Origin of the sequence: Microbacterium deferens (assembly GCF_045517775.1) — a bacterium.
Classification (GTDB): domain Bacteria; phylum Actinomycetota; class Actinomycetes; order Actinomycetales; family Microbacteriaceae; genus Microbacterium.
Genome location: NZ_JBEUWT010000001.1, coordinates 1,189,529 through 1,212,382, shown reverse-complemented (window position 1 = coordinate 1,212,382; position 22,854 = coordinate 1,189,529). Strand labels below are relative to the sequence as shown.

29 protein-coding genes are annotated in these 22,854 nt (G+C 68.2%); 24 read left to right on the top strand and 5 right to left on the bottom strand.

Going from position 1 to position 22,854, the window contains the following annotated elements:
* From rplN to rplQ, 20 genes are all read left to right on the top strand, one after another.
* The gene (gene rplN / locus ABTU82_RS05815; RefSeq protein WP_116648298.1) at window positions 1-369 is read left to right on the top strand and encodes a 50S ribosomal protein L14; all 369 of its coding nucleotides are present in this window, start codon (window positions 1-3) and stop codon (window positions 367-369) included.
* 2 nt (window positions 370-371) lie between these two features.
* On the top strand, window positions 372-731 hold the full coding sequence (rplX, locus tag ABTU82_RS05810) for a 50S ribosomal protein L24 (RefSeq protein ID WP_116648299.1): 360 nt from the start codon (window positions 372-374) through the stop codon (window positions 729-731).
* Between the two features lie 2 nt (window positions 732-733).
* A complete protein-coding gene (gene rplE, locus ABTU82_RS05805; protein WP_116648300.1) occupies window positions 734-1,324 on the top strand; it encodes a 50S ribosomal protein L5 in 591 nt (196 codons plus the stop codon).
* Window positions 1,325-1,393: 69 nt separating this feature from the next.
* Entirely contained in the window at window positions 1,394-1,792 is a 399-nt protein-coding gene (gene rpsH / locus ABTU82_RS05800; RefSeq protein ID WP_116648301.1) for a 30S ribosomal protein S8, read from the top strand.
* Window positions 1,793-1,798: 6 nt separating this feature from the next.
* Window positions 1,799-2,335 carry a 50S ribosomal protein L6 gene (rplF, locus tag ABTU82_RS05795; RefSeq protein ID WP_116648302.1) on the top strand — a complete coding sequence of 179 codons (537 nt, stop codon included), beginning with the start codon at window positions 1,799-1,801 and terminating at the stop codon, window positions 2,333-2,335.
* 2 nt (window positions 2,336-2,337) lie between these two features.
* Complete coding sequence (rplR, locus tag ABTU82_RS05790; protein ID WP_116648303.1) at window positions 2,338-2,697, top strand: 50S ribosomal protein L18; 360 nt, start codon at window positions 2,338-2,340, stop codon at window positions 2,695-2,697.
* A gap of 26 nt (window positions 2,698-2,723) precedes the next feature.
* A complete protein-coding gene (rpsE, locus tag ABTU82_RS05785) occupies window positions 2,724-3,392 on the top strand; it encodes a 30S ribosomal protein S5 (RefSeq protein WP_187267014.1) in 669 nt (222 codons plus the stop codon).
* Window positions 3,392-3,577, top strand: a complete 186-nt coding sequence (rpmD, locus tag ABTU82_RS05780) for a 50S ribosomal protein L30 (RefSeq protein WP_091484804.1) — start codon at window positions 3,392-3,394, stop codon at window positions 3,575-3,577. Before rpsE ends, rpmD begins: the two co-directional genes overlap by 1 nt.
* Window positions 3,577-4,125 carry a 50S ribosomal protein L15 gene (rplO, locus tag ABTU82_RS05775; RefSeq protein ID WP_116648304.1) on the top strand — a complete coding sequence of 183 codons (549 nt, stop codon included), beginning with the start codon at window positions 3,577-3,579 and terminating at the stop codon, window positions 4,123-4,125. Before rpmD ends, rplO begins: the two co-directional genes overlap by 1 nt.
* A gap of 143 nt (window positions 4,126-4,268) precedes the next feature.
* The gene (gene secY, locus ABTU82_RS05770) at window positions 4,269-5,591 is read left to right on the top strand and encodes a preprotein translocase subunit SecY (RefSeq protein WP_116648305.1); all 1,323 of its coding nucleotides are present in this window, start codon (window positions 4,269-4,271) and stop codon (window positions 5,589-5,591) included.
* On the top strand, window positions 5,591-6,178 hold the full coding sequence (locus ABTU82_RS05765; protein ID WP_116648306.1) for an adenylate kinase: 588 nt from the start codon (window positions 5,591-5,593) through the stop codon (window positions 6,176-6,178). Before secY ends, ABTU82_RS05765 begins: the two co-directional genes overlap by 1 nt.
* 1 nt (window position 6,179) lies before the next feature.
* A complete protein-coding gene (map, locus tag ABTU82_RS05760) occupies window positions 6,180-7,019 on the top strand; it encodes a type I methionyl aminopeptidase (RefSeq protein ID WP_407172304.1) in 840 nt (279 codons plus the stop codon).
* A 3-nt stretch (window positions 7,020-7,022) separates the two neighbouring features.
* Window positions 7,023-7,712 carry a DsbA family protein gene (locus tag ABTU82_RS05755; RefSeq protein WP_116648308.1) on the top strand — a complete coding sequence of 230 codons (690 nt, stop codon included), beginning with the start codon at window positions 7,023-7,025 and terminating at the stop codon, window positions 7,710-7,712.
* Window positions 7,713-7,894: 182 nt separating this feature from the next.
* Window positions 7,895-8,920: a hypothetical protein gene (locus ABTU82_RS05750; protein ID WP_407172302.1), complete on the top strand. Its 1,026-nt coding sequence runs from the start codon at window positions 7,895-7,897 to the stop codon at window positions 8,918-8,920.
* Between the two features lie 193 nt (window positions 8,921-9,113).
* Entirely contained in the window at window positions 9,114-9,335 is a 222-nt protein-coding gene (gene infA / locus ABTU82_RS05745; RefSeq protein WP_116648310.1) for a translation initiation factor IF-1, read from the top strand.
* A gap of 64 nt (window positions 9,336-9,399) precedes the next feature.
* On the top strand, window positions 9,400-9,516 hold the full coding sequence (gene rpmJ, locus ABTU82_RS05740) for a 50S ribosomal protein L36 (protein WP_005050492.1): 117 nt from the start codon (window positions 9,400-9,402) through the stop codon (window positions 9,514-9,516).
* Window positions 9,517-9,713: 197 nt separating this feature from the next.
* A complete protein-coding gene (gene rpsM, locus ABTU82_RS05735; protein WP_116648311.1) occupies window positions 9,714-10,088 on the top strand; it encodes a 30S ribosomal protein S13 in 375 nt (124 codons plus the stop codon).
* A 32-nt stretch (window positions 10,089-10,120) separates the two neighbouring features.
* Window positions 10,121-10,519, top strand: a complete 399-nt coding sequence (gene rpsK / locus ABTU82_RS05730; RefSeq protein ID WP_116648312.1) for a 30S ribosomal protein S11 — start codon at window positions 10,121-10,123, stop codon at window positions 10,517-10,519.
* Window positions 10,520-10,643: 124 nt separating this feature from the next.
* Window positions 10,644-11,633, top strand: a complete 990-nt coding sequence (locus ABTU82_RS05725) for a DNA-directed RNA polymerase subunit alpha (protein ID WP_116648313.1) — start codon at window positions 10,644-10,646, stop codon at window positions 11,631-11,633.
* A 38-nt stretch (window positions 11,634-11,671) separates the two neighbouring features.
* The gene (gene rplQ / locus ABTU82_RS05720) at window positions 11,672-12,238 is read left to right on the top strand and encodes a 50S ribosomal protein L17 (RefSeq protein ID WP_116648314.1); all 567 of its coding nucleotides are present in this window, start codon (window positions 11,672-11,674) and stop codon (window positions 12,236-12,238) included.
* 70 nt (window positions 12,239-12,308) lie between these two features.
* Here the strand turns inward: rplQ and ABTU82_RS05715 are convergent, their stop codons facing one another.
* The gene (locus tag ABTU82_RS05715; RefSeq protein ID WP_407172293.1) at window positions 12,309-14,204 is read right to left on the bottom strand and encodes an acyltransferase family protein; all 1,896 of its coding nucleotides are present in this window, start codon (window positions 14,202-14,204) and stop codon (window positions 12,309-12,311) included.
* 73 nt (window positions 14,205-14,277) lie between these two features.
* Between ABTU82_RS05715 and truA the strand changes: the two genes are divergently transcribed.
* Together truA and ABTU82_RS05705 are read left to right on the top strand one after the other, a co-directional pair.
* Complete coding sequence (gene truA, locus ABTU82_RS05710) at window positions 14,278-15,129, top strand: tRNA pseudouridine(38-40) synthase TruA (protein ID WP_407172292.1); 852 nt, start codon at window positions 14,278-14,280, stop codon at window positions 15,127-15,129.
* Between the two features lie 76 nt (window positions 15,130-15,205).
* Window positions 15,206-15,907: an endonuclease/exonuclease/phosphatase family protein gene (locus ABTU82_RS05705; RefSeq protein WP_407172291.1), complete on the top strand. Its 702-nt coding sequence runs from the start codon at window positions 15,206-15,208 to the stop codon at window positions 15,905-15,907.
* Window positions 15,908-15,967: 60 nt separating this feature from the next.
* Here ABTU82_RS05705 and ABTU82_RS05700 read toward each other — a convergent pair whose 3' ends face one another.
* Window positions 15,968-16,507, bottom strand: coding sequence for an LPXTG cell wall anchor domain-containing protein (locus ABTU82_RS05700; protein ID WP_407172290.1), 540 nt, complete (start codon window positions 16,505-16,507; stop codon window positions 15,968-15,970).
* A gap of 143 nt (window positions 16,508-16,650) precedes the next feature.
* On the bottom strand, window positions 16,651-18,426 hold the full coding sequence (locus ABTU82_RS05695; protein WP_407172289.1) for a DUF4012 domain-containing protein: 1,776 nt from the start codon (window positions 18,424-18,426) through the stop codon (window positions 16,651-16,653).
* A gap of 75 nt (window positions 18,427-18,501) precedes the next feature.
* Between ABTU82_RS05695 and ABTU82_RS05690 the strand changes: the two genes are divergently transcribed.
* Window positions 18,502-19,128: a hypothetical protein gene (locus tag ABTU82_RS05690; RefSeq protein WP_407172287.1), complete on the top strand. Its 627-nt coding sequence runs from the start codon at window positions 18,502-18,504 to the stop codon at window positions 19,126-19,128.
* Here the strand turns inward: ABTU82_RS05690 and ABTU82_RS05685 are convergent, their stop codons facing one another.
* Entirely contained in the window at window positions 19,129-20,247 is a 1,119-nt protein-coding gene (locus ABTU82_RS05685; RefSeq protein WP_116648319.1) for a hypothetical protein, read from the bottom strand. It lies immediately after the preceding gene.
* A gap of 12 nt (window positions 20,248-20,259) precedes the next feature.
* Entirely contained in the window at window positions 20,260-21,921 is a 1,662-nt protein-coding gene (locus ABTU82_RS05680; RefSeq protein ID WP_116648320.1) for a sensor histidine kinase, read from the bottom strand.
* A gap of 179 nt (window positions 21,922-22,100) precedes the next feature.
* Here ABTU82_RS05680 and ABTU82_RS05675 point away from each other — a divergent pair, with 179 nt between their 5' ends.
* Window positions 22,101-22,832: a fructose 1,6-bisphosphatase gene (locus tag ABTU82_RS05675; protein WP_116648321.1), complete on the top strand. Its 732-nt coding sequence runs from the start codon at window positions 22,101-22,103 to the stop codon at window positions 22,830-22,832.
* Window positions 22,833-22,854 lie beyond the last annotated feature (22 nt).

The following is a 22,854-nucleotide window of genomic DNA, read 5'->3' as shown; positions in this document are numbered from 1 at the left end:
ATGATTCAGAACGAATCCCGCCTCAAGGTCGCCGACAACACCGGCGCCAAGGAGCTGCTCACCATCCGTGTGCTCGGCGGCTCCAACCGTCGGTACGCGGGCATCGGTGATGTCATCGTGGCGACGGTCAAGGACGCGATCCCTGGCGGAAACGTCAAGAAGGGCGACGTCGTCAAGGCTGTCGTCGTGCGCGTCATCAAGCACACCCGTCGCCCCGACGGCTCGTACATCAAGTTCGACGAGAACGCCGCCGTGATCCTGAAGACCGACGGGGAGCCCCGCGGCACCCGCATCTTCGGGCCGGTCGGTCGTGAGCTTCGTGACAAGAAGTTCATGAAGATCGTCTCGCTGGCACCGGAGGTCATCTGATCATGGCGAAGATCAAAAAGGGCGACCTGGTTCAGGTCATCTCGGGCGCCAAGCCCGAGCGCGGCGGCGACCGCGGTAAGCAGGGCAAGGTCCTCGAGATCCTTGTCGAGCAGAACCGCGTCATCGTCGAGGGCGTGAACTACGTCACCAAGCACACCCGCGTGGGCCAGACCCAGCGCGGAACCAAGACGGGTGGCATCGAGACCTTCGAAGCCCCCATCCACATCTCCAACGTCGCCCTGGTCGACCCCTCGAGCAAGAAGCCGACCCGCGTCGGCCACCGCGTCGAGGAGCAGGTCAAGGACGGCGTGAAGCGGACCGTTCGCGTTCGTTTCGCGAAGAAGTCAGGCAAGGACCTCTGAATATGAGCACCGATACTGCCGCGCCCGCTGGCAAAATCCAGCCGCGCCTGAAGCAGAAGTACAAGAACGAGATCCAGAAGGCTCTGCAGGAAGAGTTCGGTTACTCGAACGTCATGCAGATCCCCGGTCTCGTGAAGGTCGTCGTGAACACCGGTGTCGGCGAGGCAGCTCGCGACAGCAAGGTGATCGATGGCGCGGTCGACGACCTCGTCAAGATCACCGGCCAGAAGCCGGTCGTCACCAAGGCCCGCAAGTCCATCGCGCAGTTCAAGCTGCGCGAGGGCCAGGCCATCGGCGCTCACGTCACCCTCCGCGGCGACCGCGCGTGGGAGTTCCTCGACCGCCTCGTGAACCTCGCGCTTCCCCGTATCCGCGACTTCCGCGGTCTGTCGTCGAAGCAGTTCGACGGCAACGGCAACTACACGTTCGGCCTCCAGGAGCAGTCGGTGTTCCACGAGATCGACCAGGACCGCATCGACCGTGTTCGCGGTTTCGACATCACTGTCGTGACCACCGCGAAGACGGACGACGAGGGCCGCTCGCTGCTGCGGCAGCTCGGTTTCCCCTTCCAGGCCGCCGAGACCCAGGCATAAGCCATCCATCATCGAAGGTCGTCTGCCGCGTAACGGCAGCCGAAACCTCATGAACGAAAGAAGCATCACATGACGATGACAGACCCGGTCGCAGATATGCTGACCCGTCTGCGCAACGCGAACTCGGCGCACCACGACTCCGTGTCGCTGCCGAGCTCGAAGCTCAAGACCCACATCGCCGACATCCTCAAGCAGGAGGGTTACATCTCCGACTGGATCGTCGAAGACGCCCGCGTCGGTCAGACCCTGACCCTCACGCTGAAGTACGGCCCGAACCGCGAGCGGTCGATCGCCGGCATCAAGCGCGTGTCGAAGCCCGGTCTGCGGGTCTACGCGAAGTCCTCCGAGATCCCCACCGTGCTCGGTGGCCTCGGCGTTGCCATCCTGTCCACTTCCTCCGGTCTTCTCACCGACCGCCAGGCCGACCAGAAGGGCGTGGGCGGAGAAGTCCTCGCCTACGTGTGGTGATCTGACATGTCGCGAATCGGACGTCTTCCCATCGACATCCCCGCCGGCGTCACCGTTACGGTGGCCGGCCAGGATGTGGCAGTCAAGGGCCCCAAGGGTGAGCTCACGCTCACCGTGTCGCGCCCGCTCGAGGTCAAGGTCGAGGAGAACCAGGTTCTCGTCAGCCGTCCCGACGACGAGCGCGAGTCGCGGTCGCTCCACGGGCTGACCCGCACGCTCATCAGCAACAACATCATCGGTGTCACCACGGGGTACACCAAGGGTCTCGAGGTCGTCGGCACGGGTTACCGCGTCGCACAGAAGGGCAGCTCGGTCGAGTTCGCCCTCGGCTTCTCGCACCCGGTTCTCGTCGAGCCCCCCGCGGGAATCACCCTCACGGTCGAAGGCAACAACAAGGTCACCGTGAGCGGCATCGACAAGCAGGCCGTCGGTGAGGCCGCCGCCAACATCCGCAAGATCCGCAAGCCCGAGCCGTACAAGGGCAAGGGTGTGCGGTACGCGGGCGAGGTCGTGCGCCGCAAGGCCGGAAAGAGTGGTAAGTAGCCATGGCTCTCAAGACAAAGAGCGAAGCACGCGCGCGTCGTCACGCCCGCCTTCGCAAGAAGATCGTCGGCAGCGAGGCCCGTCCTCGTCTCGTCGTCACCCGCTCGGCGCGTCACGTCTTCGTGCAGCTCGTCGATGACAGCAAGGGCCGCACGCTGGCCTCCGCGTCGACCCTCGAGACCGACCTCCGCGGCCTCGACGGCGACAAGACCGCCAAGGCGCGCAAGGTCGGCGAGCTCGTCGCCGAGCGTGCGATCGCCGCCGGCGTGACCGACGCCGTGTTCGACCGTGGCGGCAACCGCTACGCCGGACGCGTTGCAGCGATCGCCGATGGCGCCCGCGAGAAGGGGCTGAACCTGTGAGCGACAACAAGGAGACCGAAGTGGCAGTGGATGCCGAGCAGACCGCGCCCGCCGAGGCGCCGGCTGCTGCAGCCCAGGCGCCCGCCGAGCGCGAGCGCGAGCCGCGTCGCGGTGGCCGTGAGCGCAACGCCAACCAGCGTGACCGCGGTTCGCGCGACGACAAGAGCCAGTTCCTCGAGCGCGTCGTGACGATCAACCGTGTCGCCAAGGTCACCAAGGGTGGAAAGCGCTTCAGCTTCACCGCCCTGGTGGTCGTCGGTGACGGCAACGGTGTCGTGGGCGTCGGTTACGGCAAGGCCCGCGAGGTCCCCCTGGCGATCTCGAAGGGTGTCGAAGAGGCCAAGCGCAACTTCTTCCGCGTTCCCCGCGTCGCATCGACGATCCCGCACCCGGTGCAGGGCGAAGCTGCTGCCGGCGTCGTGCTGCTGCGTCCGGCCGCTGCCGGTACCGGTGTTATCGCCGGTGGTCCGGTCCGCGCCGTCCTCGAGTGCGCCGGCATCCACGATGTCCTGTCGAAGTCGCTCGGCTCGTCGAACACGATCAACATCGTGCACGCGACGGTCGCCGCCCTGAAGCAGCTCGAAGAGCCCCGCGCCGTGGCCGCCCGCCGCGGCCTGGAGTTCGACCAGGTGGCACCCGCCCGGCTCGTCCGTGCCGAGGCCGATGCCATCGCCGCCCAGAAGGTAGGTGCCTGATGGCCGCCCGTCTGAAGGTCACGCAGATCAAGTCCAAGGTGAGCGAGAAGCAGAACCAGCGCGACACGCTGCGCAGCCTCGGTCTGAAGCGGATCAACGACTCGGTCGTTCGTCCCGACGACGCGCAGACGCGCGGCTACGTCAAGACCGTCGCCCACCTCGTCAAGGTTGAGGAGATCGACTAATGGCTGAGAACGAAACCGAAGCCGCCGAGCCCAAGAAGGCTCCGGCGCGCAAGCCCGCCGCCAAGAAGCCTGCCGCTGCGGCGAAGACGAAGGAAGCTCCTGCCACCCGCCCGGGTGTGCTGAAGGTGCACCACCTCCGTCCCGTCCCCGGCGCCCACAAGGCCAAGACCCGCGTGGGTCGCGGTGAGGGCTCGAAGGGTAAGACCGCCGGTCGCGGTACCAAGGGAACGAAGGCTCGTTACCAGGTGCGCGTCGGCTTCGAGGGTGGGCAGATGCCCCTCCACATGCGTACGCCGAAGCTGCGCGGGTTCAAGAACCCGTTCCGCGTCGAGTACCAGGTGGTCAACCTCGACAAGCTCGCCGAGCTGTACCCCGAGGGCGGAGAGGTCACCATCGCGGGCCTCGTCGCCAAGGGCGCGGTTCGCAAGAACGAGAAGGTCAAGGTGCTCGGCACCGGCGACATCTCGGTGAAGCTCACCGTGTCGGTCGACAAGGTCTCGGGTTCCGCCGAGCAGAAGATCGTCGCCGCGGGCGGCACCGTTCAGTAACACCCATGACAGGGGTCGGAGGCTTCCTCCGGCCCCTGTTGCCGTTCCAGTCGGGAGGCGCGGACCACCCCGCGCGCCCGGCTGGGCTACGCTGGCTTCTTGTGCGCTCTCTGTGCGCGCGGAACCATTCCGGAGGAGTCCCCTTGTTCAGCGCCATCGCGCGGGTGTTCCGCACACCCGACCTGCGGAGGAAGATCGGCTTCACTCTCGCGATCATCGCCATCTACCGTCTGGGTGCGCACGTCCCGACGCCGTTCGTGAACTTCCCGAACGTGCAGTCGTGCCTCGACCAGTCGGGGAGCACCGAGGGTCTCCTCTCGCTCGTCAACCTGTTCTCGGGCGGCGCGCTGCTGCAGCTGTCGATCTTCGCGCTCGGCGTGATGCCCTACATCACCGCCACGATCATCGTGCAGCTGCTGCGCGTGGTGATCCCGCACTTCGAGACCCTCTACAAGGAGGGCCAGGCGGGCCAGAGCAAGCTGACGCAGTACACGCGTTACCTCACGATCGCCCTCGCGCTCCTCCAGTCGACGACGCTGGTCACGGTCGCACGGTCGGGCCAGCTCTTCGGCGCCACCAGCATCCCCGAGTGCCAGCAGCTCCTCACCAACGACGTGTGGTGGGCTCAGCTGCTCATGATCATCACGCTGACCGCCGGTACCGGCCTCATCATGTGGTTCGCCGAGCTGGTCACCGAGCGCGGTGTCGGCAACGGAATGTCGATCCTCATCTTCACCTCGATCGCGGCGACGTTCCCGTCGGCGATGGGCTCGATCTGGGCCGCCCGCGGTTTCGAGGTCTTCCTCATGGTCCTGGCGGTCGGCGTCGTGGTCGTCGCGCTGGTGGTCTTCGTCGAACAGTCGCAGCGACGCATTCCGGTGCAGTACGCGAAGCGCATGGTCGGCCGACGCACCTACGGCGGATCGAACACCTACATCCCGATCAAGGTCAACATGGCCGGCGTCGTGCCCGTCATCTTCGCCTCGTCGCTGCTGTACATCCCCGCGCTCATCGCGCAGTTCAACCAGCCGCAGCCGGGCCAGGAGGTTCCGGGCTGGGTCGCGTGGATCCAGCAGTACTTCACGTCCGGTGACCAGCCGGTCTACATGGCGACGTACTTCCTGCTCATCATCGGCTTCACCTACTTCTACGTGGCGATCACGTTCAACCCGGTCGACGTCGCCGACAACATGAAGAAGTACGGCGGGTTCATCCCCGGCATCCGTGCCGGACGCCCGACGGCCGAGTACCTCGACTACGTGCTGACCCGCATCACCCTGCCGGGCTCGATCTACCTCGGTCTGATCGCGCTCCTGCCGCTCATCGCCCTGGCGACGGTCGGTGCCAACCAGAACTTCCCGTTCGGCGGCGCTTCGATCCTCATCATCGTCGGTGTCGGCCTCGAGACCGTGAAGCAGATCGACGCCCAGCTGCAGCAGCGTCACTACGAAGGGCTCCTCCGCTGATGGCGCGCCTTCTCATCGTCGGCCCGCAGGGTTCCGGCAAGGGCACGCAGGGCGTGCGCATCGCGGAGTCGTTCGGCATCCCCGTGGTCTCCACGGGCGACGTCTTCCGTGCGAATGTGGCTGAAGGAACCGATCTGGGCCTGCAGGTCAAAGAGATCATCGATGCCGGCCGCCTCGTTCCCGACGAGCTCACCAGCGCCGTCGTCCGCGACCGTCTCTCGCAGGCGGATGCTGCGGACGGCTTCCTTCTCGACGGATACCCCCGCAACCTCGGTCAGGTGCTGCACCTCGACGAGTTCCTCGAAGGGCGCGACGAGTCGCTCGACGCGGTGATCGCTCTCGTGGTTCCCCGTGACGAGTCGATCGACCGACTGCGCAAGCGCGCGCAGGAGCAGGGTCGTGCCGACGACACCGAAGAGGTCATCGCGCACCGTCTGTCGATCTACGAGTCCGAGACGGCGCCGATCCTCGGTGTCTACGGAACCCGTGGCGTGGTCGACGAAATCGACGGCGTCGGGTCGTTCGACGAGGTGACGGCACGCATCTTCGCGGCGCTGGACGCCCGCGGGCTCTCCCGCTCCGTCTGACGTGCGCTTCCGCACCTCGATCTACAAGTCGCCCGCCCAGCTGCGGGCAATGGTCGAACCCGGACTGATCACCGCCGCCGCGCTCGACGCGGTGCGCGCGATGATCGCACCGGGTGTGCGAACGATCGAGCTCGACGCCGCAGCATCCGCCGTGCTCCGGGCCCGCGGTGCGCAGTCGAACTTCCAGATGGTGCGCGGGTACCGCCACACGATCTGCGTGTCGGTGAACGACCAGGTCGTGCACGGCATCCCGGGGGAGCGCGTGCTCGAGCCGGGCGACATCGTCTCGGTCGACGCCGGTGCCCAGTTCGAGGGCTGGAACGGCGACTCCGCGTTCACGGTGATCGTGCCCGGTGACGCTCCCGCCGCGATCGTCGAGGAGCGTCGGCGCCTGTCGGACGTGACCGAGGGGTCGCTCTGGGCCGGGATCGCCGCGCTGGCGTCTGCGTCGCGGCTGGGCGAGGTCGGCACGGCGATCGAGGCTTACGTCGAGGCGAACGCCCCCGAGGGGGGCTACGGCATCCTGCGCGACTACGTCGGTCACGGGATCGGGCGCAAGATGCACGAGGCGCCCAGCGTCTTCAATTACCGCATCAGCGACCCCGGTCCCGAGGTGCGACCGGGGCTCGCCGTAGCGATCGAACCGATGGTGGTCGCGGGCGATCAGGAGACCTTCGTCGAAGACGACGACTGGACCGTGACGAGCGTGGACGGGTCGCCCGGCTCACATTGGGAACATAGCGTCGCGGTGCACGATGGAGGCATCTGGGTTCTGACGTCGCCCGACGGAGGAGCCGCGAAGTTGGCGCCCTTCGGCGTCGTTCCACGAGTGATCGGATAGAGCATGGCTGCGGGTAAGACGAACTGGTTCGCGATCTGGGTGAGCGCCGCTGTCGTTGTGGTGATCGTCGCGGTCGGGGGCATCGTGTGGTTCTCGAACTCGCAGGCGGCCTCGCCGGGCCCGGCCCCCGAGAGCTCCGCGATCAACCAGGAGACCGGTGCGATCGCGGTCGGAAGCGGCCCCAACACCGTCGACACGTACGTCGACTTCATGTGCCCGATCTGCAACAACTTCGAGCAGACCTACGGCTCGACGCTCTCGCAGCTCGCCGACGACGGCACGATCACCCTCAACATCCACCCGATCTCGATCCTCGACCGCGCCTCGCAGGGCACGGAGTACTCGACACGCTCGGCGAACGCCATGTACTGCGTCGCGGCCGACGACCCGGCCAACGCGTTGCCCTTCCTGCAGGCCCTCTACGAGAACCAGCCGCAGGAGCAGTCCACCGGTCTCGACGACGCCACCCTCACGAGCATCGCCGAGAGCGTCGGAGCGGGAGAGGGCGTCGCATCCTGCATCACCGACGGAACCTACAGCCGCTACGTCACCGCGAAGACGCGCGAGACGCCGGTGCAGTCGGGGGCCGGGGGCATCTCGACCCCGACGATCGTCGTGAACGGCCAGACCCTCACGAACCAGACCGACCTCACGGGTGACCCGCAGGCCGACATCGTCGCCCGCTTCAGCTGACCCGAAACACCATTCTGTTGCGTGAATCCACCGCCGAATGCTGCGTGCGGATGTGGATTCGCGCGTTCGGTTGTTGATTCGCGCGCACCGTTGCCTCCTGCACAGGCAGGGAACGGGTGTCGGTTGCTCGCGATAGTTGAGCGCGCGGACTACGGACTCGGGGAGCGCGGCACGGTGTGGGGATGGATATCCCCGAGATCGGTGCTCATCTTCTGTCGACAGCGGAGCTCCGCGCCACCGGACGCACCCGTGCCTCCATCGAAGCCGACCTGCGTGAGGGGAGGCTCGTCCGTGTGTACCGCGGGTGGTACATGGATGCGGCGTACTGGGCGACCTTGTACAGCGAGGGTCGCCAGGTGGCCCAGGGGCTCGCGGTCTTCGGTGCTGCGCGCTCGGAACGCGCAATAGCGTCGCACACGACAGCGGCCGCGTTCTTGCTTCTGCCGATCACGCGGATCTCGCCGAAGAAGGTGCACCTGGTCTCGGCGAGGGCGAACGGGCGGGTGGCGTCGGATCGGCTCGTCGCGCGTCATCGGGCGGATCTGACGGCTTCCGACGTGACGACGCGGTTCGGTGTGAGCGTGACGAGCCTGATGCGCACCGTCTGCGACCTCATCGGTCATCTGCCCCTGGAGTCGGCGGTCTCGCTCGCCGACGCGGCGATGCGGTCGGTCGCATGGCGCGAGGACACGCGCACCTATGACGCGGTCGCCGCTGAGCTCTGGCGTACGGAGATGCGGGAGCACCTGGCCCGACGCGGCGGTGCTCGCGGCATCGTCCAGGCCAGGTGGGTGCTCGAGTTCGCCGACGGCCGTGCGCAACGGCCGGGGGAGAGCATCAGCCGTCTCTATCTCGAACGATTCGGGTTCGACCGGCCGCGCCTGCAGGTGCCGGTCACGGGACCGAACGGCGAGGAGTGGGTCATCGACCTCGGTCTGGACGATGTACCCGCGTGGGGGGAGTTCGACGGCCAGGCGAAGTACACCGACCCGCAGATGCTCGCGGGGCAGTCGACGGCTGCGGCGGTGCTCGCAGAGAAGGCCAGGGAGGACTGGATCCGCGGAACCACGGGTCGTCCGGTGCTGCGATGGGGCTGGTCGCACATCGCCAGCCCGGCCTCTTTCCGACGTCACCTCGCCGCCTTCGGCGTCAGCGCCCCCGTGCCGCATCTGCGAATCCACTTCGAGGTGCCTCGATCAACGTTCTGACGCGACAATCGACGGTTGATTCGATCGCAGACGTGTTGATTCACGGCGTCGGGGGCGCAGGGGCGGGGCGAAGTTGCCGCACGGCGGCGCGTGGCGTATGCTCGTTCTTTGGTGCGTTGCGCCTACTTTGGCGTGCTTCTGCACCGACACCCATCCAACGCAGACCGACCGGTCTCCAAGTGATAGCGAGTATATGGCGAAGAAAGACGGTGTCATCGAGATCGAGGGCACAATCTCCGAGGCGCTGCCCAACGCGATGTTCCGCGTCGAGCTCACCAACGGACACAAGGTGCTCGCCACGATCTCGGGCAAGATGCGACAGAACTACATCCGCATCATCCCCGAAGACCGCGTCGTCGTAGAGCTGAGCCCCTACGACCTCACGCGCGGTCGAATCGTCTACCGCTACCGCTAGGCCGGTCGAGAAGTAACGTCCCCGTGCCGCGGTGCGGGGAACGAAGACAGCGAAGCAGGAAATCATGAAGGTAAACCCCAGCGTCAAGCCCATCTGCGACCACTGCAAGGTCATCCGCCGTCACGGCCGGGTGATGGTGATCTGCAAGAGCAACCCGCGTCACAAGCAGCGCCAGGGCTGACGGATGCTGCGCCAGGCCGTCTCATCGCAGCCTGCGCCGCACCTCGAAACTCGCAACTGAAGACACACCGGCAGGATCAGATCCTCCGCCATCGGCCCTTCGACCCGCTCGAAGACCGAAGACGGAGGTGACACCTCGGGCGGAGGCCCGGGCACCGATCCTGCTCCACACCTCCACAACACTCCTAGGAGAGTCGCATGGCACGTCTCGCCGGCGTAGACATCCCGCGTGACAAGCGCGTGATCATCGCCCTGACCTACATCTACGGCGTTGGCCGTACCCGTTCCGAAGAGATCCTCACGGCGACGGGCATCAGCCCCGACATCCGTGTGAAGGACCTCACCGACGACCAGCTGATCGCCCTGCGCGATCACATCGAGGCCGCCTACAAGGTCGAGGGTGATCTCCGCCGTGAGGTCGCCGCCGACATCCGCCGCAAGGTCGAGATCGGCTCGTACGAGGGCATCCGCCACCGTCGCGGTCTTCCCGTGCGCGGACAGCGCACCAAGACGAACGCTCGCACCCGCAAGGGCCCGAAGCGCACCGTCGCCGGCAAGAAGAAGGCGCGCTAGGCCTGCGCCGGCGCTGAGGTTTCAGGAGAATCATGGCTACCCCCAAGTCCGCAGCGCGCAAGCCGCGCCGCAAGGAGAAGAAGAACATCGCGCTGGGCCACGCCCACATCAAGTCGACGTTCAACAACACGATCGTTTCGATCACCGACCCCTCGGGTGCGGTCATCAGCTGGGCATCGTCCGGCGGCGTGGGCTTCAAGGGCTCGCGCAAGTCGACGCCCTTCGCCGCAGGTCTCGCCGCAGAGTCGGCCGCCCGCCAGGCGCAGGAGCACGGCGTGAAGAAGGTCGACGTCTTCGTGAAGGGTCCGGGCTCCGGCCGCGAGACCGCGATCCGTTCGCTCACGGCCGCCGGCCTCGAGGTCGGATCGATCCAGGACGTCACCCCGCAGGCGCACAACGGCTGCCGCCCGCCGAAGCGCCGTCGCGTCTGACACCCGTCGACCGTGGATGCTGCGGCCACCCGTTTCGGTGGCCGCAGCATCCGCTCGACCACAACTCAATACCTCACCCATTGCACGTGTCATATAGCGGATACGTGATCGAAAGGAACACATCGTGCTTATCGCACAGCGTCCCACTCTGACCGAGGAGAAGGTCGGGGAGTTCCGCAGCCGTTTCATCATCGAGCCGCTCGAGCCCGGCTTCGGTTACACGATCGGCAACGCCCTGCGTCGCAGCCTCCTCTCGTCGATCCCCGGTGCGGCCGTCACCAGCATCCGTATCGATGGAGTGCTGCACGAGTTCAGCACCATCCCGGGTGTGAAAGAGGACGTCACCGAGATCATCCTCAACATCAAGCAGCTCGTCGTCTCGAGCGAGCGCGACGAGCCCATCACGGCCTACCTGCGCAAGACCGGCTCCGGTGAGGTCACCGCGGCCGACATCTCCGCCCCCGCCGGCGTCGAGGTGCACAACCCCGAGCTCGTCATCGCGACACTGAACGACACCGCGAAGTTCGAGCTCGAGCTGACGATCGAGCGTGGCCGCGGCTACGTGTCGGCTACCCAGAACCGCAACGAGTACGCCGAGGCCGGCCAGGTGCCGATCGACTCGATCTACTCGCCCGTGCTGAAGGTCAGCTACCGCGTCGAGGCCACTCGTGCCGGTGAGCGCACCGACTTCGACAAGCTCATCCTCGATGTCGAGTCGAAGTCGTCCATCGCCCCGCGCGACGCGGTCGCGTCGGCCGGTCGCACGCTGACCGAGCTGTTCGGCCTCGCTCGCGAGCTGAACGTCGAGGCCGAGGGCATCGAGATCGGCCCCGCGCCGGTCGAGACCGTCCTTTCGAACGAGCTGTCGATGCCGATCGAAGACCTCGACCTCTCGGTCCGTTCGTACAACTGCCTGAAGCGCGAGGGCATCAACACGGTGTCCGAGCTCGTCGCCCTCTCGGAGACGCAGCTGATGAACATCCGCAACTTCGGTCAGAAGTCGGTCGACGAGGTTCGTGACAAGCTCACGTCGCTCGGACTGTCGCTCAAGGACTCGGTGCCCGGTTTCGACGGCGCCCAGTTCTACAGCGGCTACGACGACGAGACCGTCTGATCCCGGCTTCCGCCTCGATTCCACTGGAGTAAATCACTATGCCCAAGCCCACGAAGGGTCCCCGCCTCGGCGGCGGTCCGGCCCACGAGCGTCTCCTGCTGGCGAACCTCGCCGCGGCACTGTTCACGCACAAGTCGATTCAGACGACCGAGACGAAGGCAAAGCGCCTCCGTCCGCTCGCTGAGCGTCTCATCACGTTCGGCAAGCGCGGCGACCTGCACGCGCGTCGTCGCGTGCTGAGCGTCATCGGTGACAAGGACGTCGTTCACACGCTCTTCACCGAGATCGCGCCCCTGGTCGCCGAGCGCCAGGGCGGCTACACCCGCATCACCAAGATCGGCAACCGCAAGGGCGACAACGCCCCCATGGCCGTCATCGAGCTCGTTCTCGAGCCCGTGACGCCCAAGGCGAGCTCGGCGAAGCGCACGGCTCCGGCCGCCGCCGCCCCGGTCGAGGAGCCCGTCGAAGACGAGGCCACCGATGCCGTCGCCGACGCGGATGCTGCGGACGACGCCGCCGCCGACGCAGGTTCGGAGTCGCCCGAAGAGGGCGCCGCCGCCGAGGCTGCCGCCGACGACGCGGTCGTCGAAGACGACAAGAAGTAACACCCCGCCGGATCTCCGGCTCGAACGGCCCGCGTATCGCGAGATGCGCGGGCCGTTCCGCGTTCCCGGCTCAGTTGCTGCCGAGCAGGCGTCGGTTGAGCTCGTAGCTCCGCAGGTCGAGGGCGTACTGGCGGTCGAGCCGGTCCTTCTGGGCGGTGTCGACGGCCGCGGCGACCGTGTCGGCGAAGATGCGTCCTCCCGCGGATCCGGGGTGGATCCGATCGCCGGCGAGAAGATCCTCGTGCGCGCCGATCGCCCCCGACCAGTCCGCGAGCTCGACGGTGGGGTAGTCGGCGGCGAAGGTCTGCAGCTCGGAGTTGACGCCCGCGATCCAGTCGCGCGGCGCGTGGGCGTTCACGACGACGAGCTCGCGGTCGGGTCCGACGATCCGCTCGATCTCGTCGAGCGTGGCGCGGTCGATCGCCCCGTTGGTGCCGAGAGCGACGACGACGTAGCGGCGCAGCTGACCGGCGGAGGCGAGCTGCTCGAGAATGCCCGGGCCGGCATACATCGAGCGCGACACCGCCGCATCCACCTGGATTCCGGGGAAGCGATCGACCAGCGCGGGCGCGGAGGCGAGCATGACGGAGTCGCCCACGGCCGTGATCTCGGTGCCTCCGACGGGGGTGGGCACCGGCGTCGGTACCGGGAGGGGGTCGGCTGTCGGCGTAGCGTCGGGCTGAGTGCCCTGCGCGTCGTTGAGGGCATCGATTCCCGCCCGCACCGCGGATTCGGCGGAGGTCTCGGCGGGGGCTGCCGCGATGGCGGCCGTCGTTCCCCCGAGCATGAGAAGCAGAGCGCCTGCGGCGGCCACCGCGCGCAGGCGGCGCTGTGGGGAGCCTCTCAGCGCGCCCCACGCGGCCCGTGCCGCGCCTCGGAAGCCTCGGCGGCGCACGGGGGTCTCCCATAGTCGGTACGACAGCTCAGCCGCGACGACGGTGACGACGAGCGTGACCACGGCGATGGTCAGCGGCACCTCGGCGGGTGTCGCGCCCGACGTGGCGGCGAGGAGCACGAGCACGGGCCAGTGCCACAGGTAGAGACCGTAGGAGCGGTCGCCGACCCACCGCAGCGGCGCCACGTCGAGGCATCGGCCGAGAGGCGCGCCCGGCCAGGTCGCGGCGGTGATGACCACGGCGGTGAGCAGGCTCGCGGCGAGCATCGCGCCCGGGAACGTCGCCGCGGAGTCGGCGGCGGGGAGGGCGGCCACGACGAGGAGCGCGGCGAGGGCGAGCACGCCGGCGGAACCGACGAGCGTCTTCGCGGGACGTCGCAGCATCCACGACGGTGGTTCGGCGAGGGCCGCCCGCAGGACGAGAGCCAGAGCGACGCCGATGAGGATGCCGAACGCGTGGGTGTCGGTGCCGAAGTAGGCGCGCGTGAGATCGCCGCCGCCGATGACCTGCGCCATCCAGGCCGCCGACGCGCCGGCGGCCAGGAGCACGACCGCGACCCGCACCACGCGGGAGCGCACGAGCAGCAGGAGGGGAAGCACCACCGGCCACAGCACGTAGAACTGCTCCTCGACGGCGAGTGACCAGAGATTGCGGAAGAGCTCGGGCGACGTCGCGGCGAAGTAGTCGGAGCCCCCGGCGATCGACACCCAGTTGTAGCTGAAGGTCACCGCGCCGAGGATCTGCGCCCCCATGCGCGCGAGCACGTCGCCTCCGACGAGCCAGGCCACGCTCGCGCAGACGGTCACCACGAGCAGGAGCGCGGGCGCCAGCCGCCTCGCGCGGCGCGTCCAGAAGGCGCGCAGGTCGATGCGGCCCGCCGCCCGGTGCTCGACGAGCAGGAGCGAGGTGATCAGGAACCCGCTGATGACGAAGAACACGTCGACGCCGACGAAACCGCCCGCGAAGACCCACCCCGGGAAGAGGTGGTAGACGATGACAAGGGCGACGGCGATGGCACGCATGCCGTCGAGACCCGCATAGCGGGCAGGGCGTGGCGGACGATCTGTCATGGGCGGGGGGGAGGCTCCGAGACTCGCGGACATGCCAGTCTAAACAGGCGCGCGGGACGCATAGGCTGGGGCGGTGCGGATCCGTCTCGACATCGCCTACGACGGCACCGCATTCCGCGGATGGGCTCGACAGCCCGGTCTTCGCACCGTGCAGGGGACGCTCGAAGACGCGCTCGCACGCATCGTCGGCGGCGCGCCGCGGCTCGTCGTCGCGGGGCGGACCGATGCCGGCGTGCACGCCACCGGCCAGGTCGCCCACCTCGACCTCGATCCCGAGCAGGTGCGCCGCCTTCCGCGGGGGCGGGGGGCGGAGGCAGTCGAGCCCGACGAAGCCGCGACGGCACTGTCGGGGCGTGTGCGCGGCGTGCTCGGCGCCTACCCCGACGTGACCGTCCGGTCGACCTTGGTCGCGCCCGAGGGATTCGACGCGCGGTTCTCGGCCGTCTGGCGTCGCTACGAGTATCGGATCGCCGACGGTGTCGCTCGGTACGAACCGCTGGAACGGCTGCGCACGACGACCGTCCGGGGTGCGCTCGACGTCGGGAGCATGGATGCTGCGGCGCGCTCACTCATCGGACTCCACGATTTCGCGGCCTACTGCAAGCCGCGGGACGAGGCGACGACGATCCGCACCCTGCTCGAGTTCGACTGGCGCCGCACCGACGACGGGGTGCTTCTCGCGCACGTGAGGGCGGACGCGTTCTGCCACAGTATGGTGCGCGCCCTCGTGGGGGCCTGCGTCGCCGTCGGGGAGGGGCGGCTGAGCGTCGACGACGTGGTGTCGATCCGCGACGGGGCGGTGCGCACGAGCGAGACGAAGGTGCTCGCCGCCCGGGGGCTGACGCTCACCGAGGTGGGTTATCCGGCGGCCGACCTGCTCGCCGATCGAGCCGAGCAGACGCGTCGCCGGAGAGACCGGGAGTGAGCGCCGCGTCGATCGACGGCGAGCCGGTGTCAACCTGGCGGGCCCCCATAGATCGTGTGCCTAGGCTGGACCCGCTATGAAGGTCATCTCCTACAACCTGCGCAAGCACCGCGCGGCCACCGAGCTCGCCGAGCTCGTCGAGGCCCACGGGGCCGATGTCCTCTGCCTGCAGGAGTGCGACACGACCGGCCTGCCCGCCGAGATCGCCGGCCTCCGTCTGGCGGAGGCGACGCAGCGCAACCGACTCGGTCTGGCGGTGTACTACCGGGCGAACACCTTCCGCGCCGTCGAGGTGCGCTCCCTCGCATTGAAGAAGTCTCTGCACGACTACGTGCTCAAGCCCGCCGAGGAGCGGATGCTCGCCGTGCGGCTGTTCGACATCGACCACGGACGCGAGATCATCGTGGCGTCGTTCCACGCCGCGCCGCTGACGGCGCTGAACTCGCTGCGGCGCCACCAGATCCGCACGGCGCTCTCGGCCCTGCAGAACCTGGGGGAGGGGCTGCCGACGCTCATGGTCGGCGATTACAACTACCCCGTCTTCAAGGAGTACCTCGGGCAGAAGATCCGTGCGCAGGGGTACGAGTTGACCCTCAGCGACTCGCGCACGTACACCCGGTACCGGTTCTTCCGGGGGCACTACGACTTCGCGACGTCCTCCGGCTTCGACATCGAGCGCATCCGCACCCTGCCCCAGGGGTTGTCGGACCATCTCCCGATCCTGATCACCGCGAAGGTGTCCGACTCCCACACCCCCGTCGGCGACGACGCGGACTGACCGCGGCAACGAGAAAGGGCCGTCCGTTTCCGGACGACCCTCTCTGCGAACCGCTGTGTCTTACGCGGCGTGCTTGCGCTGGCGGTGCACTGCTGCACCGACCGCGACGGCACCACCGGCGAGGACGAGCGCGCCGCCGCCGACCCAGAGGCCGAGGAGCGAGCCGGAGTCCATACCGGTGGCCGGCAGGCTACCACCGGCGTTGGAACCGCCGGTGCCGCCACCAGCCGCTGCGGCCGACACGCTGACGCTCACGCCCGCCGGAACCGAGGGCGACGTCGCGGTGATCGAGTAGACGCCCGACGCGTTGGCGGGGAAGGTGATGCCGGTGCTGATCGAACCGTCGGCCGCGGCCGTGACGGTTCCGAGCGTGGCGGTTTCGACGGCCATCTTGATAGCGGCCAGGCTCGCGCCCGACGCGTTCTCGCCGGTCAGGGTGATCGTCACGGGCTCGCCCGGAGCGAACGTGTCGTCGGCCACGGTGAACTCGACGGTTCCTCCGGGCGTGACGGTGGGGCTGGAGACACCCGCCTCGTCACCGGTGGGGTAGGCCTGGGCAGCGAGCGGAACGAATGTGGCGGCGGCGGCGAGTGTGATCACCGCGGCTACCTTCGCAAAACTATTTTTCATGGGGGGCACCTGTCTCTTGGTCAGCATGTCGCCGCGGATTCGCAGCGTTGTGCAAGGCAGGGGAACGACGGTGGAGGTGGATCCTGAGGGTCCCCTATAAACGATTATCGAGGCTACTCACAGGTAGTTGCAACTCGCGGCGTTTCATTCGTGTTAACAGTCGGTGTTATGTGCATGACCAGCTGCGAGGTCTGCGGCGTCTTCACCCGCACGCGCAGGGTTGCCTCCTCGCCGGGGGCGAGCTCGCTCGTCCACGAGATCACCTGGCGGCCCGAATCGAAACCACCGCCGAAAACCGGCGTACCACCGGCGTTCGAGGCCTCGCTCGAGACGAGCTCGGCCCCGGAGGGCAGGTAGACGTAGGCGACCGAGCGCGCCGATCCCTCCGGTACGCCGAAGCTGCCCCCGCCGGTGATGTACGTCGGCAGGCTCGCCGCATCGGCCGGTGCGTCGTTGCGAATCATGACGACCGCCTCCGCGGTCGATTCGCCGTCGACGCCGGTGCACCACCCCGCACCCGCGTCAGCGGTCAGGTAGTAGTCCATCTTCGAGCCGGTGCCGTCGTTGAGGTACACGCCGAACGCCGTCTGCTGCGCGTCGGTCACCGGCAGCCCGCCCTGCAGCGTCGTCGCGTCGAGGATCGCCTGGTCATCGTTCCGTGCGCTCCACAGCAGCAAGCGGTTCTCGTCGCCCGCTCGCGCGAGGGCCTCGAGGAGGGGGCGGGGCTCGGCGGCACCCGACGACAGTGCCGAGAAGACCTCGGCCGCGGCTGCCTGGAAGAAGGCGTCCTGGTCTGCGGGTCGTTCGTACCGCTGGTACACGCCGTTGAGGAGGAGGTCGACCGCGTTGTCGCTGGTCAGCACGTCACCGGTCGGCAGAGTGATCGGACCCGTCGCCGCCAGCAGGTACGACAGGGCGACCGGATCGAGGGAGATGACGCCGTCGACCTGCGTGCCGAACTCGCGCGCCCACATCTCCTTGGCGATCTGCCCGGTGAGCGCGAAGTCGGCCACCTGGGTGGCGTTCTGTATGTAGAGCCCGGGGCGCTCGCCGTACACGCCGAGGAGTTCGGGCGACAACGGCACCACCGGCGCGTCGTACCGCCGGAAGTCGCCCGACGACCCCTGCGCGGACAGCGACATCCGCCCGCCGTCGGTGCTGATCACGGCCATCGCGCCGACGATGCCGCCCTGCGAGCGCCACTCGGCGTTGTTCTGGAAGATCACGAGGTAGTTGCGGGGCCCGTCGGCGCCGAGCATGGCGGGCATGAGCTCGGTCGCGCGGGAGAGGGTCTCGGCGCCGGCCGTGGTCGTCTCGAGAAGCTCCTGTGCCTGGAGGATCGGCTCCCGCAGGGGGCCGATCAACCGCGACGTGTCGATCGAACCGACGGATGCTGCGGCGGCGCCGATCGCGTCGGCACCGGTACGCGCCGCGGGCGCGAGCGAAGTGAAGAGCGAGACGTCGATCGCGCCGTCCCGGGGGCGGATGGCATCGACCGAGAACGACGACGCGACCTCGGCCAGCGGGGTGAGCGCCGAGCTCGCGACGTCGTCGACGGCGGCGGTCACCGTCGACACGGCCGACAGCTGCGCACCGATCCACGGCAGGGATTCGGCGGCCCGCCAGATCGGGTCGCTCGTGAGAGCGCGTGCGTGCGCCGTGTCGCCGGAGATGCCGGCGATGGCCTCGGCGGCCGCGGCGGGATCGTTCAGACGGGCGGCGACCTCGGCCGCCGCATCCTGAGCGTCGGTCAGGTGCCCGTAGGCCATCACGCCGCGCACGCCGATCCACAGTGCCCCGAGGACCGCGAGGGCGAGGATCGCCGCCAGCGTCCGGGCGACGATGCGACCCGGCAGGCTCCGGGGGGCGTCGGGAGTCGATGCGCTCACCCGATCACCCTAGGCGGTCACGGGTGGTTCATCCCCCCGCGGATAGAATCGCAGTCATCCAGCGAGAGGCCGCACATGTTTGGTTCGAATCGACGCCGCACCGTGGGTGCGGGCGCCCTCGCGCTGACGGCCGCGCTCGTGATGACGGCCTGCGGGACCCCGCCCTGGGCGGTGGACAGCACGGACGAGCCGGCGGTCTCGACGTCGCCCTCCCCGACGCAGTCGGTGGCCCCGCAGCCGGTGCCCAACGACCTCTCGAGCGGATCGACCGAGCGCAAGATCCAGGCTGGATCGGTCGCCGCCGAGGTGAACTACTGGTCGACCCTGTCGATGGACAGGTGGACGGCGACGGCGCTGAAGCCGATCCAGCTCTCGATGGTGACCACCGTCACGCCGAACGACGGCCAGCAGGTCTACCTGCAACGTGCGTCGATGATCGCGGTGCCCGGCAACGCGACGGAGTCGTTCGCGCCGCTGACCGCGCAGGTCGATCAGTCGACGGTGAGCCCCGGATATCCCGTGCTCGACCCCTACAGCTACTCGCAGACGTTCAACGTGGGCGAGGTGCCCGACGGCGCGACCTTCGTCACCCTGCAGTTCACGTACGAGTACCTCGTGCAGACGACGCCGACGTCGAGCGAGTACGCGAAGCAGACCGCGACCGACACGCTCACCGTCGCCATCGCGGGCGGCGCGGAGTAGTCAGGCGCCGATCCGCTGCCATCGGTCGCCACCGAGCGCGGATGCCTCGGCTGACGCCTGCTGCGCCGCGGTGAGCAGGGCGGGGAAGTCGTAACCGACGACGTCGGCCGGGGCCCATCCGATGCTGGCCGACAGCTGCACGGAGATCTGCTGGGCGGCGTCGATGGTCGACACCTCGCGCAGCAGGGTGCGCATGTGCTCGCGGATCACGGGACCGGGTCGCGCGGTCAGCACGACCAGGCGGCCCCGCCCCTCGCGTCCGATGTCGGCTTCGGCGGGGAACGAGGAGACGACGGCATAGTCGAATCGTTCGGCGATGCGGGAGAAGGATGCTTCGCCGGCGGCCGCGCGGATCTCGTCGGGGTCGTCGATCTGCACCGACAGCAGCACCCAGCTGGTCTCGCCGGCCGCGCGGGCGCGCGCGAGACGGTCGGTGGCGGCGACCGCGAATTGCGTCCACGACCGGGCGGTCTGAACGCCCGCGCTCGACACCGAGGTGAAGAACAGGAGGGTGACGGTCACGCACACGAGGTACACCAGCATCCCGAGCGAATTCAGAAGTCGCACGAGTGCGAGGTCCTCGACGGTGCCGGGGGAGGAGATCAGACCCGCCAGAAGGGAGAACACGCCCAGCACCACGAACGCGGACGAGACCAGCAGCAGGGGGAGCACGAGCCTTTCGTGCCGGTCGGGGGAGCGCTGGATCTCGACGACGGTGAGCGCGGCGAAGACGCTCGAGGCGAGGAACACCGTGCGGAACCCGAGGCTGTACGCCTGGGGGTCGGTCAGCACGATGAGGATCACGGCGCACACGGCCGCCAGCACGGCGGCGATCCACGGGAACGCGCGCACCCGGCGTCGGGCGCGGAAGCCCGACCAGATGAGTGCCGGGGCTCCGAGCATGAGGCCGAGGCCCAGACGCCGCAGCCCCTCCAGCGCCAATGCCTCGCCCGCGAGGGTGACCCAGGTGCTGACCATGGCGAGGATGAAGGCGAGCGACCACAGCAGCGACGACCGCGACGGGCGCTGCAGGAACCCGAGACCGACGATCATCACGGTGCCCAACGATGCGACGACCGCCTGGGCGACGCCGAGGTTGGCGACGGCGATCGACCCCATGAAGAACCCCGTTTATGCCTCTGTCACGACCGGCAGCGAGACCGTCACGGTGGTGCCGGTTCCCTGCTCGCTGTCCACGTCGAGCGTACCGCCCTGCTGCTCGATGATGTCGCGAACGATGCCCATTCCCAGTCCCGTGCCCGGCGTGGGGCTCTCGCGCGCGGACTGCGTGCGGAAGTACGGGTCGAAGATGCGCGGCAGGTCGGCGGGCGAGATGCCGACGCCGGTGTCGGCGAACGCCACGACGAGGCGGTCGTCGGTCTTCGCCGCGCTGATGCGCACCGTCCCGCCGCCGGGCGTGTACTTGATCGCGTTGCTGAGGATGTTGTCGAACGCCTGCCGCAACCGGAACGCGTCACCCACGTGGGGGAGGTGGTCGGGCGCGTCGACCAGGATCGCGATGCGACGCCCGTCGGAGGCCGGGCGGAAGGATTGGACGGATGCATCGATGATGCGACGCACGTCGGCGGAGGTCTGAGTGCTCGACTCGTCCGATCGCGCGCGGGAGCCCGCGAGGATCTCGGAGATCAGCTTCTGCATGCGCTGGCCGGCGTTGTCGATGACTTCGATCTGCTCCCGGACGCGGGCCGGGAGGTCGTCGTGGTCCAGGAGCAGGTCGGCGTGACCGATGATCGCCGTGAGGGGGTTGCGGAGTTCGTGCGAGACGACCGTCGCGATGTGCTCCCGCGCGCGCTCCGCCTCGATCAGGGCTGTGACGTCGTGGACGATGAGGAGCGTCGTGGCCGGCTCGTCGGCGTTCGAGGTGAGGCGACGCGTCGATGCCGACAGTGCGTGCCACTGTCCGTGCGTGTCGTAGAGCCAGACGCGCTCGTCTTCGAACTGCTCGCCCCGGGCCGCCCGCATGAACGGCCGGTCGGGCTCGGGCAGGGGCTCGCCGCGGAGGGTCGCGTACTCCACCGACGCCCCCGGACGCTTGGGGTCGTCGCGGTCGACGGCATAGAGCGTGACGTAGGTGTCGTTGAGGGCGAGTACCTCTCCGTCCGACGACAGGCGAGCGATACCGGTGTCGAGGCCGTTCAGCATCTCGGACACGCGCCTCTCCTGTCCGGTGACGCGCTGGAGCGTGCTCTGAAGCCGGGACGCCTGACGGCGGAGGAGATTCTTGAAGGCGTTGTTCTGGCGGGCCGTCAGGTAGGTGGTGAGGCCGATGAAGGTGAGCGAGAGCATCACCACGAGAAGCCGCAGCGCGGCGAAGGGCGTGGGGCCGTTCACGCTGGCATCGATGAGGATGATCGCGCCGACCGTCCCGAGCGCCCCGCCGAGGTGCAGGAGGGAGTAGTAGGAGGCGATCCAGGTCACCGGGAACACCCAGAAGAAACCGAAGCGCATGTCGCTGTCGTACGCGAGCAATCCGATCCCGATCAGATCGAGGAACGGCATGACGACGACGGCGTTGCGCGACACGCGCTGCCAGGGCACGACCAGGGTCGCGACCGTCAAGACGACGATCGCGATCACTCCGGCCGCGAACGTCCATGAACCGAACAGGCGAGGCTGAAGCGCCTCGACCACGATCACCGTGACGATCACGCTCGCGGCCAGGACGAGCTGGAACAGCCAGATCGACCGCGTGCGGCTGCTCGGAGACGCGTCGTCTGGGTCTTCCACGACGTCGACCGGCGACGACACCGGAAGACGAATCGCGGCACCCATGCGGTGAGTCTACGGCGGTGGTGTATTCTCTTGCGCGCCATCCTGTCTCTGCTCCGGCCGATGTATGCTCCCGACTCATCGCCCCGGTCAGACTCCCCCTGAGGCCTGCATCCCGCAGCGTGATGGTCGCCGAATCGACCCTTCGCGCACCCGCGCATCACATCCTCAGGAGTGGGCCCATGAGCCTCCGTGTTTCTTCGCGCCGGAAAGTCCGCTCCGCGGCCGTCGTCGCCTCCCTCGCCCTTGCCGGGCTGTCGCTCACCGGGTGCGCGCAGCTGGTCGACACGTTCAACAACGTGCAAGGCATCGCCGAGCCCGCGAGCGCCCCGAGCGCGGTCGTCACCCCGCAGCCGCAGCCGTCGGAGTCGATGGACTTCGCCTCCCAGTTCACCTACGACGGCTCGGTCTCGCTCAAGACCGAGGTCGCCGACGGGCTCGAGGTGACGCTCGACATGTGGGCGGTCGACTCACGGCGCACCCAGGAATGGACGACCGATCGGGAGAAGACGTTCGGATTCGCCGTCAACGCGTACGACCAGCGCGTGGACGAGAAGGCCGTTCTCACCCAGAAGCGCCGCGTCTACATCTCGGCGATCTCGATCACGTCGCAGACCGCCCAGACGTCGGGTCAGGTGCAGAGCCCGTTCCAGTTCAGCGCCGACCCGCGCACGCTCGTCCCGGCCGACACGAACCGGTCCGACCGCGGTCTGCTGCTGAACAGCTTCCAGGGCGGCCTGCACGTTCCCGAGACGACGATGCGCCAGATGCCGAACGACACCTACGGCGTCACTCTGGAGTTCGCGATGAACATCTGGGTCGAAGGCGGCGCCAACGACGAGAACTCCTTCTCGCAGCAGACGGTCTACCAGTACGTGCCCATCGCGATCTACCCCGCCGGCTCGGCGGGATGAACCGAGGGGATCTTGAGGGAAT

Bases quoted from the DNA above. Each gene is read 5' to 3' on its own strand.
- ABTU82_RS05690 (WP_407172287.1), top strand. From the start codon at position 18,502: ATGTTTGGTTCGAATCGACGCCGCACCGTGGGTGCGGGCGCCCTCGCG.
- infA (WP_116648310.1), top strand. From the start codon at position 9,114: ATGGCGAAGAAAGACGGTGTCATCGAGATCGAGGGCACAATCTCCGAG.
- ABTU82_RS05685 (WP_116648319.1), bottom strand. From the start codon at position 20,247: ATGGGGTCGATCGCCGTCGCCAACCTCGGCGTCGCCCAGGCGGTCGTC.
- rplR (WP_116648303.1), top strand. From the start codon at position 2,338: ATGGCTCTCAAGACAAAGAGCGAAGCACGCGCGCGTCGTCACGCCCGC.
- ABTU82_RS05765 (WP_116648306.1), top strand. From the start codon at position 5,591: ATGGCGCGCCTTCTCATCGTCGGCCCGCAGGGTTCCGGCAAGGGCACG.
- ABTU82_RS05715 (WP_407172293.1), bottom strand. From the start codon at position 14,204: ATGACAGATCGTCCGCCACGCCCTGCCCGCTATGCGGGTCTCGACGGC.
- ABTU82_RS05755 (WP_116648308.1), top strand. From the start codon at position 7,023: ATGGCTGCGGGTAAGACGAACTGGTTCGCGATCTGGGTGAGCGCCGCT.
- ABTU82_RS05705 (WP_407172291.1), top strand. From the start codon at position 15,206: ATGAAGGTCATCTCCTACAACCTGCGCAAGCACCGCGCGGCCACCGAG.
- rpsM (WP_116648311.1), top strand. From the start codon at position 9,714: ATGGCACGTCTCGCCGGCGTAGACATCCCGCGTGACAAGCGCGTGATC.
- rplQ (WP_116648314.1), top strand. From the start codon at position 11,672: ATGCCCAAGCCCACGAAGGGTCCCCGCCTCGGCGGCGGTCCGGCCCAC.
- ABTU82_RS05675 (WP_116648321.1), top strand. From the start codon at position 22,101: ATGAGCCTCCGTGTTTCTTCGCGCCGGAAAGTCCGCTCCGCGGCCGTC.
- rpsK (WP_116648312.1), top strand. From the start codon at position 10,121: ATGGCTACCCCCAAGTCCGCAGCGCGCAAGCCGCGCCGCAAGGAGAAG.
- rplX (WP_116648299.1), top strand. From the start codon at position 372: ATGGCGAAGATCAAAAAGGGCGACCTGGTTCAGGTCATCTCGGGCGCC.
- rpmJ (WP_005050492.1), top strand. From the start codon at position 9,400: ATGAAGGTAAACCCCAGCGTCAAGCCCATCTGCGACCACTGCAAGGTC.
- rplE (WP_116648300.1), top strand. From the start codon at position 734: ATGAGCACCGATACTGCCGCGCCCGCTGGCAAAATCCAGCCGCGCCTG.
- rplN (WP_116648298.1), top strand. From the start codon at position 1: ATGATTCAGAACGAATCCCGCCTCAAGGTCGCCGACAACACCGGCGCC.
- rpmD (WP_091484804.1), top strand. From the start codon at position 3,392: ATGGCCGCCCGTCTGAAGGTCACGCAGATCAAGTCCAAGGTGAGCGAG.
- rplF (WP_116648302.1), top strand. From the start codon at position 1,799: ATGTCGCGAATCGGACGTCTTCCCATCGACATCCCCGCCGGCGTCACC.
- ABTU82_RS05680 (WP_116648320.1), bottom strand. From the start codon at position 21,921: ATGGGTGCCGCGATTCGTCTTCCGGTGTCGTCGCCGGTCGACGTCGTG.
- rpsH (WP_116648301.1), top strand. From the start codon at position 1,394: ATGACGATGACAGACCCGGTCGCAGATATGCTGACCCGTCTGCGCAAC.
- rplO (WP_116648304.1), top strand. From the start codon at position 3,577: ATGGCTGAGAACGAAACCGAAGCCGCCGAGCCCAAGAAGGCTCCGGCG.
- ABTU82_RS05750 (WP_407172302.1), top strand. From the start codon at position 7,895: ATGGATATCCCCGAGATCGGTGCTCATCTTCTGTCGACAGCGGAGCTC.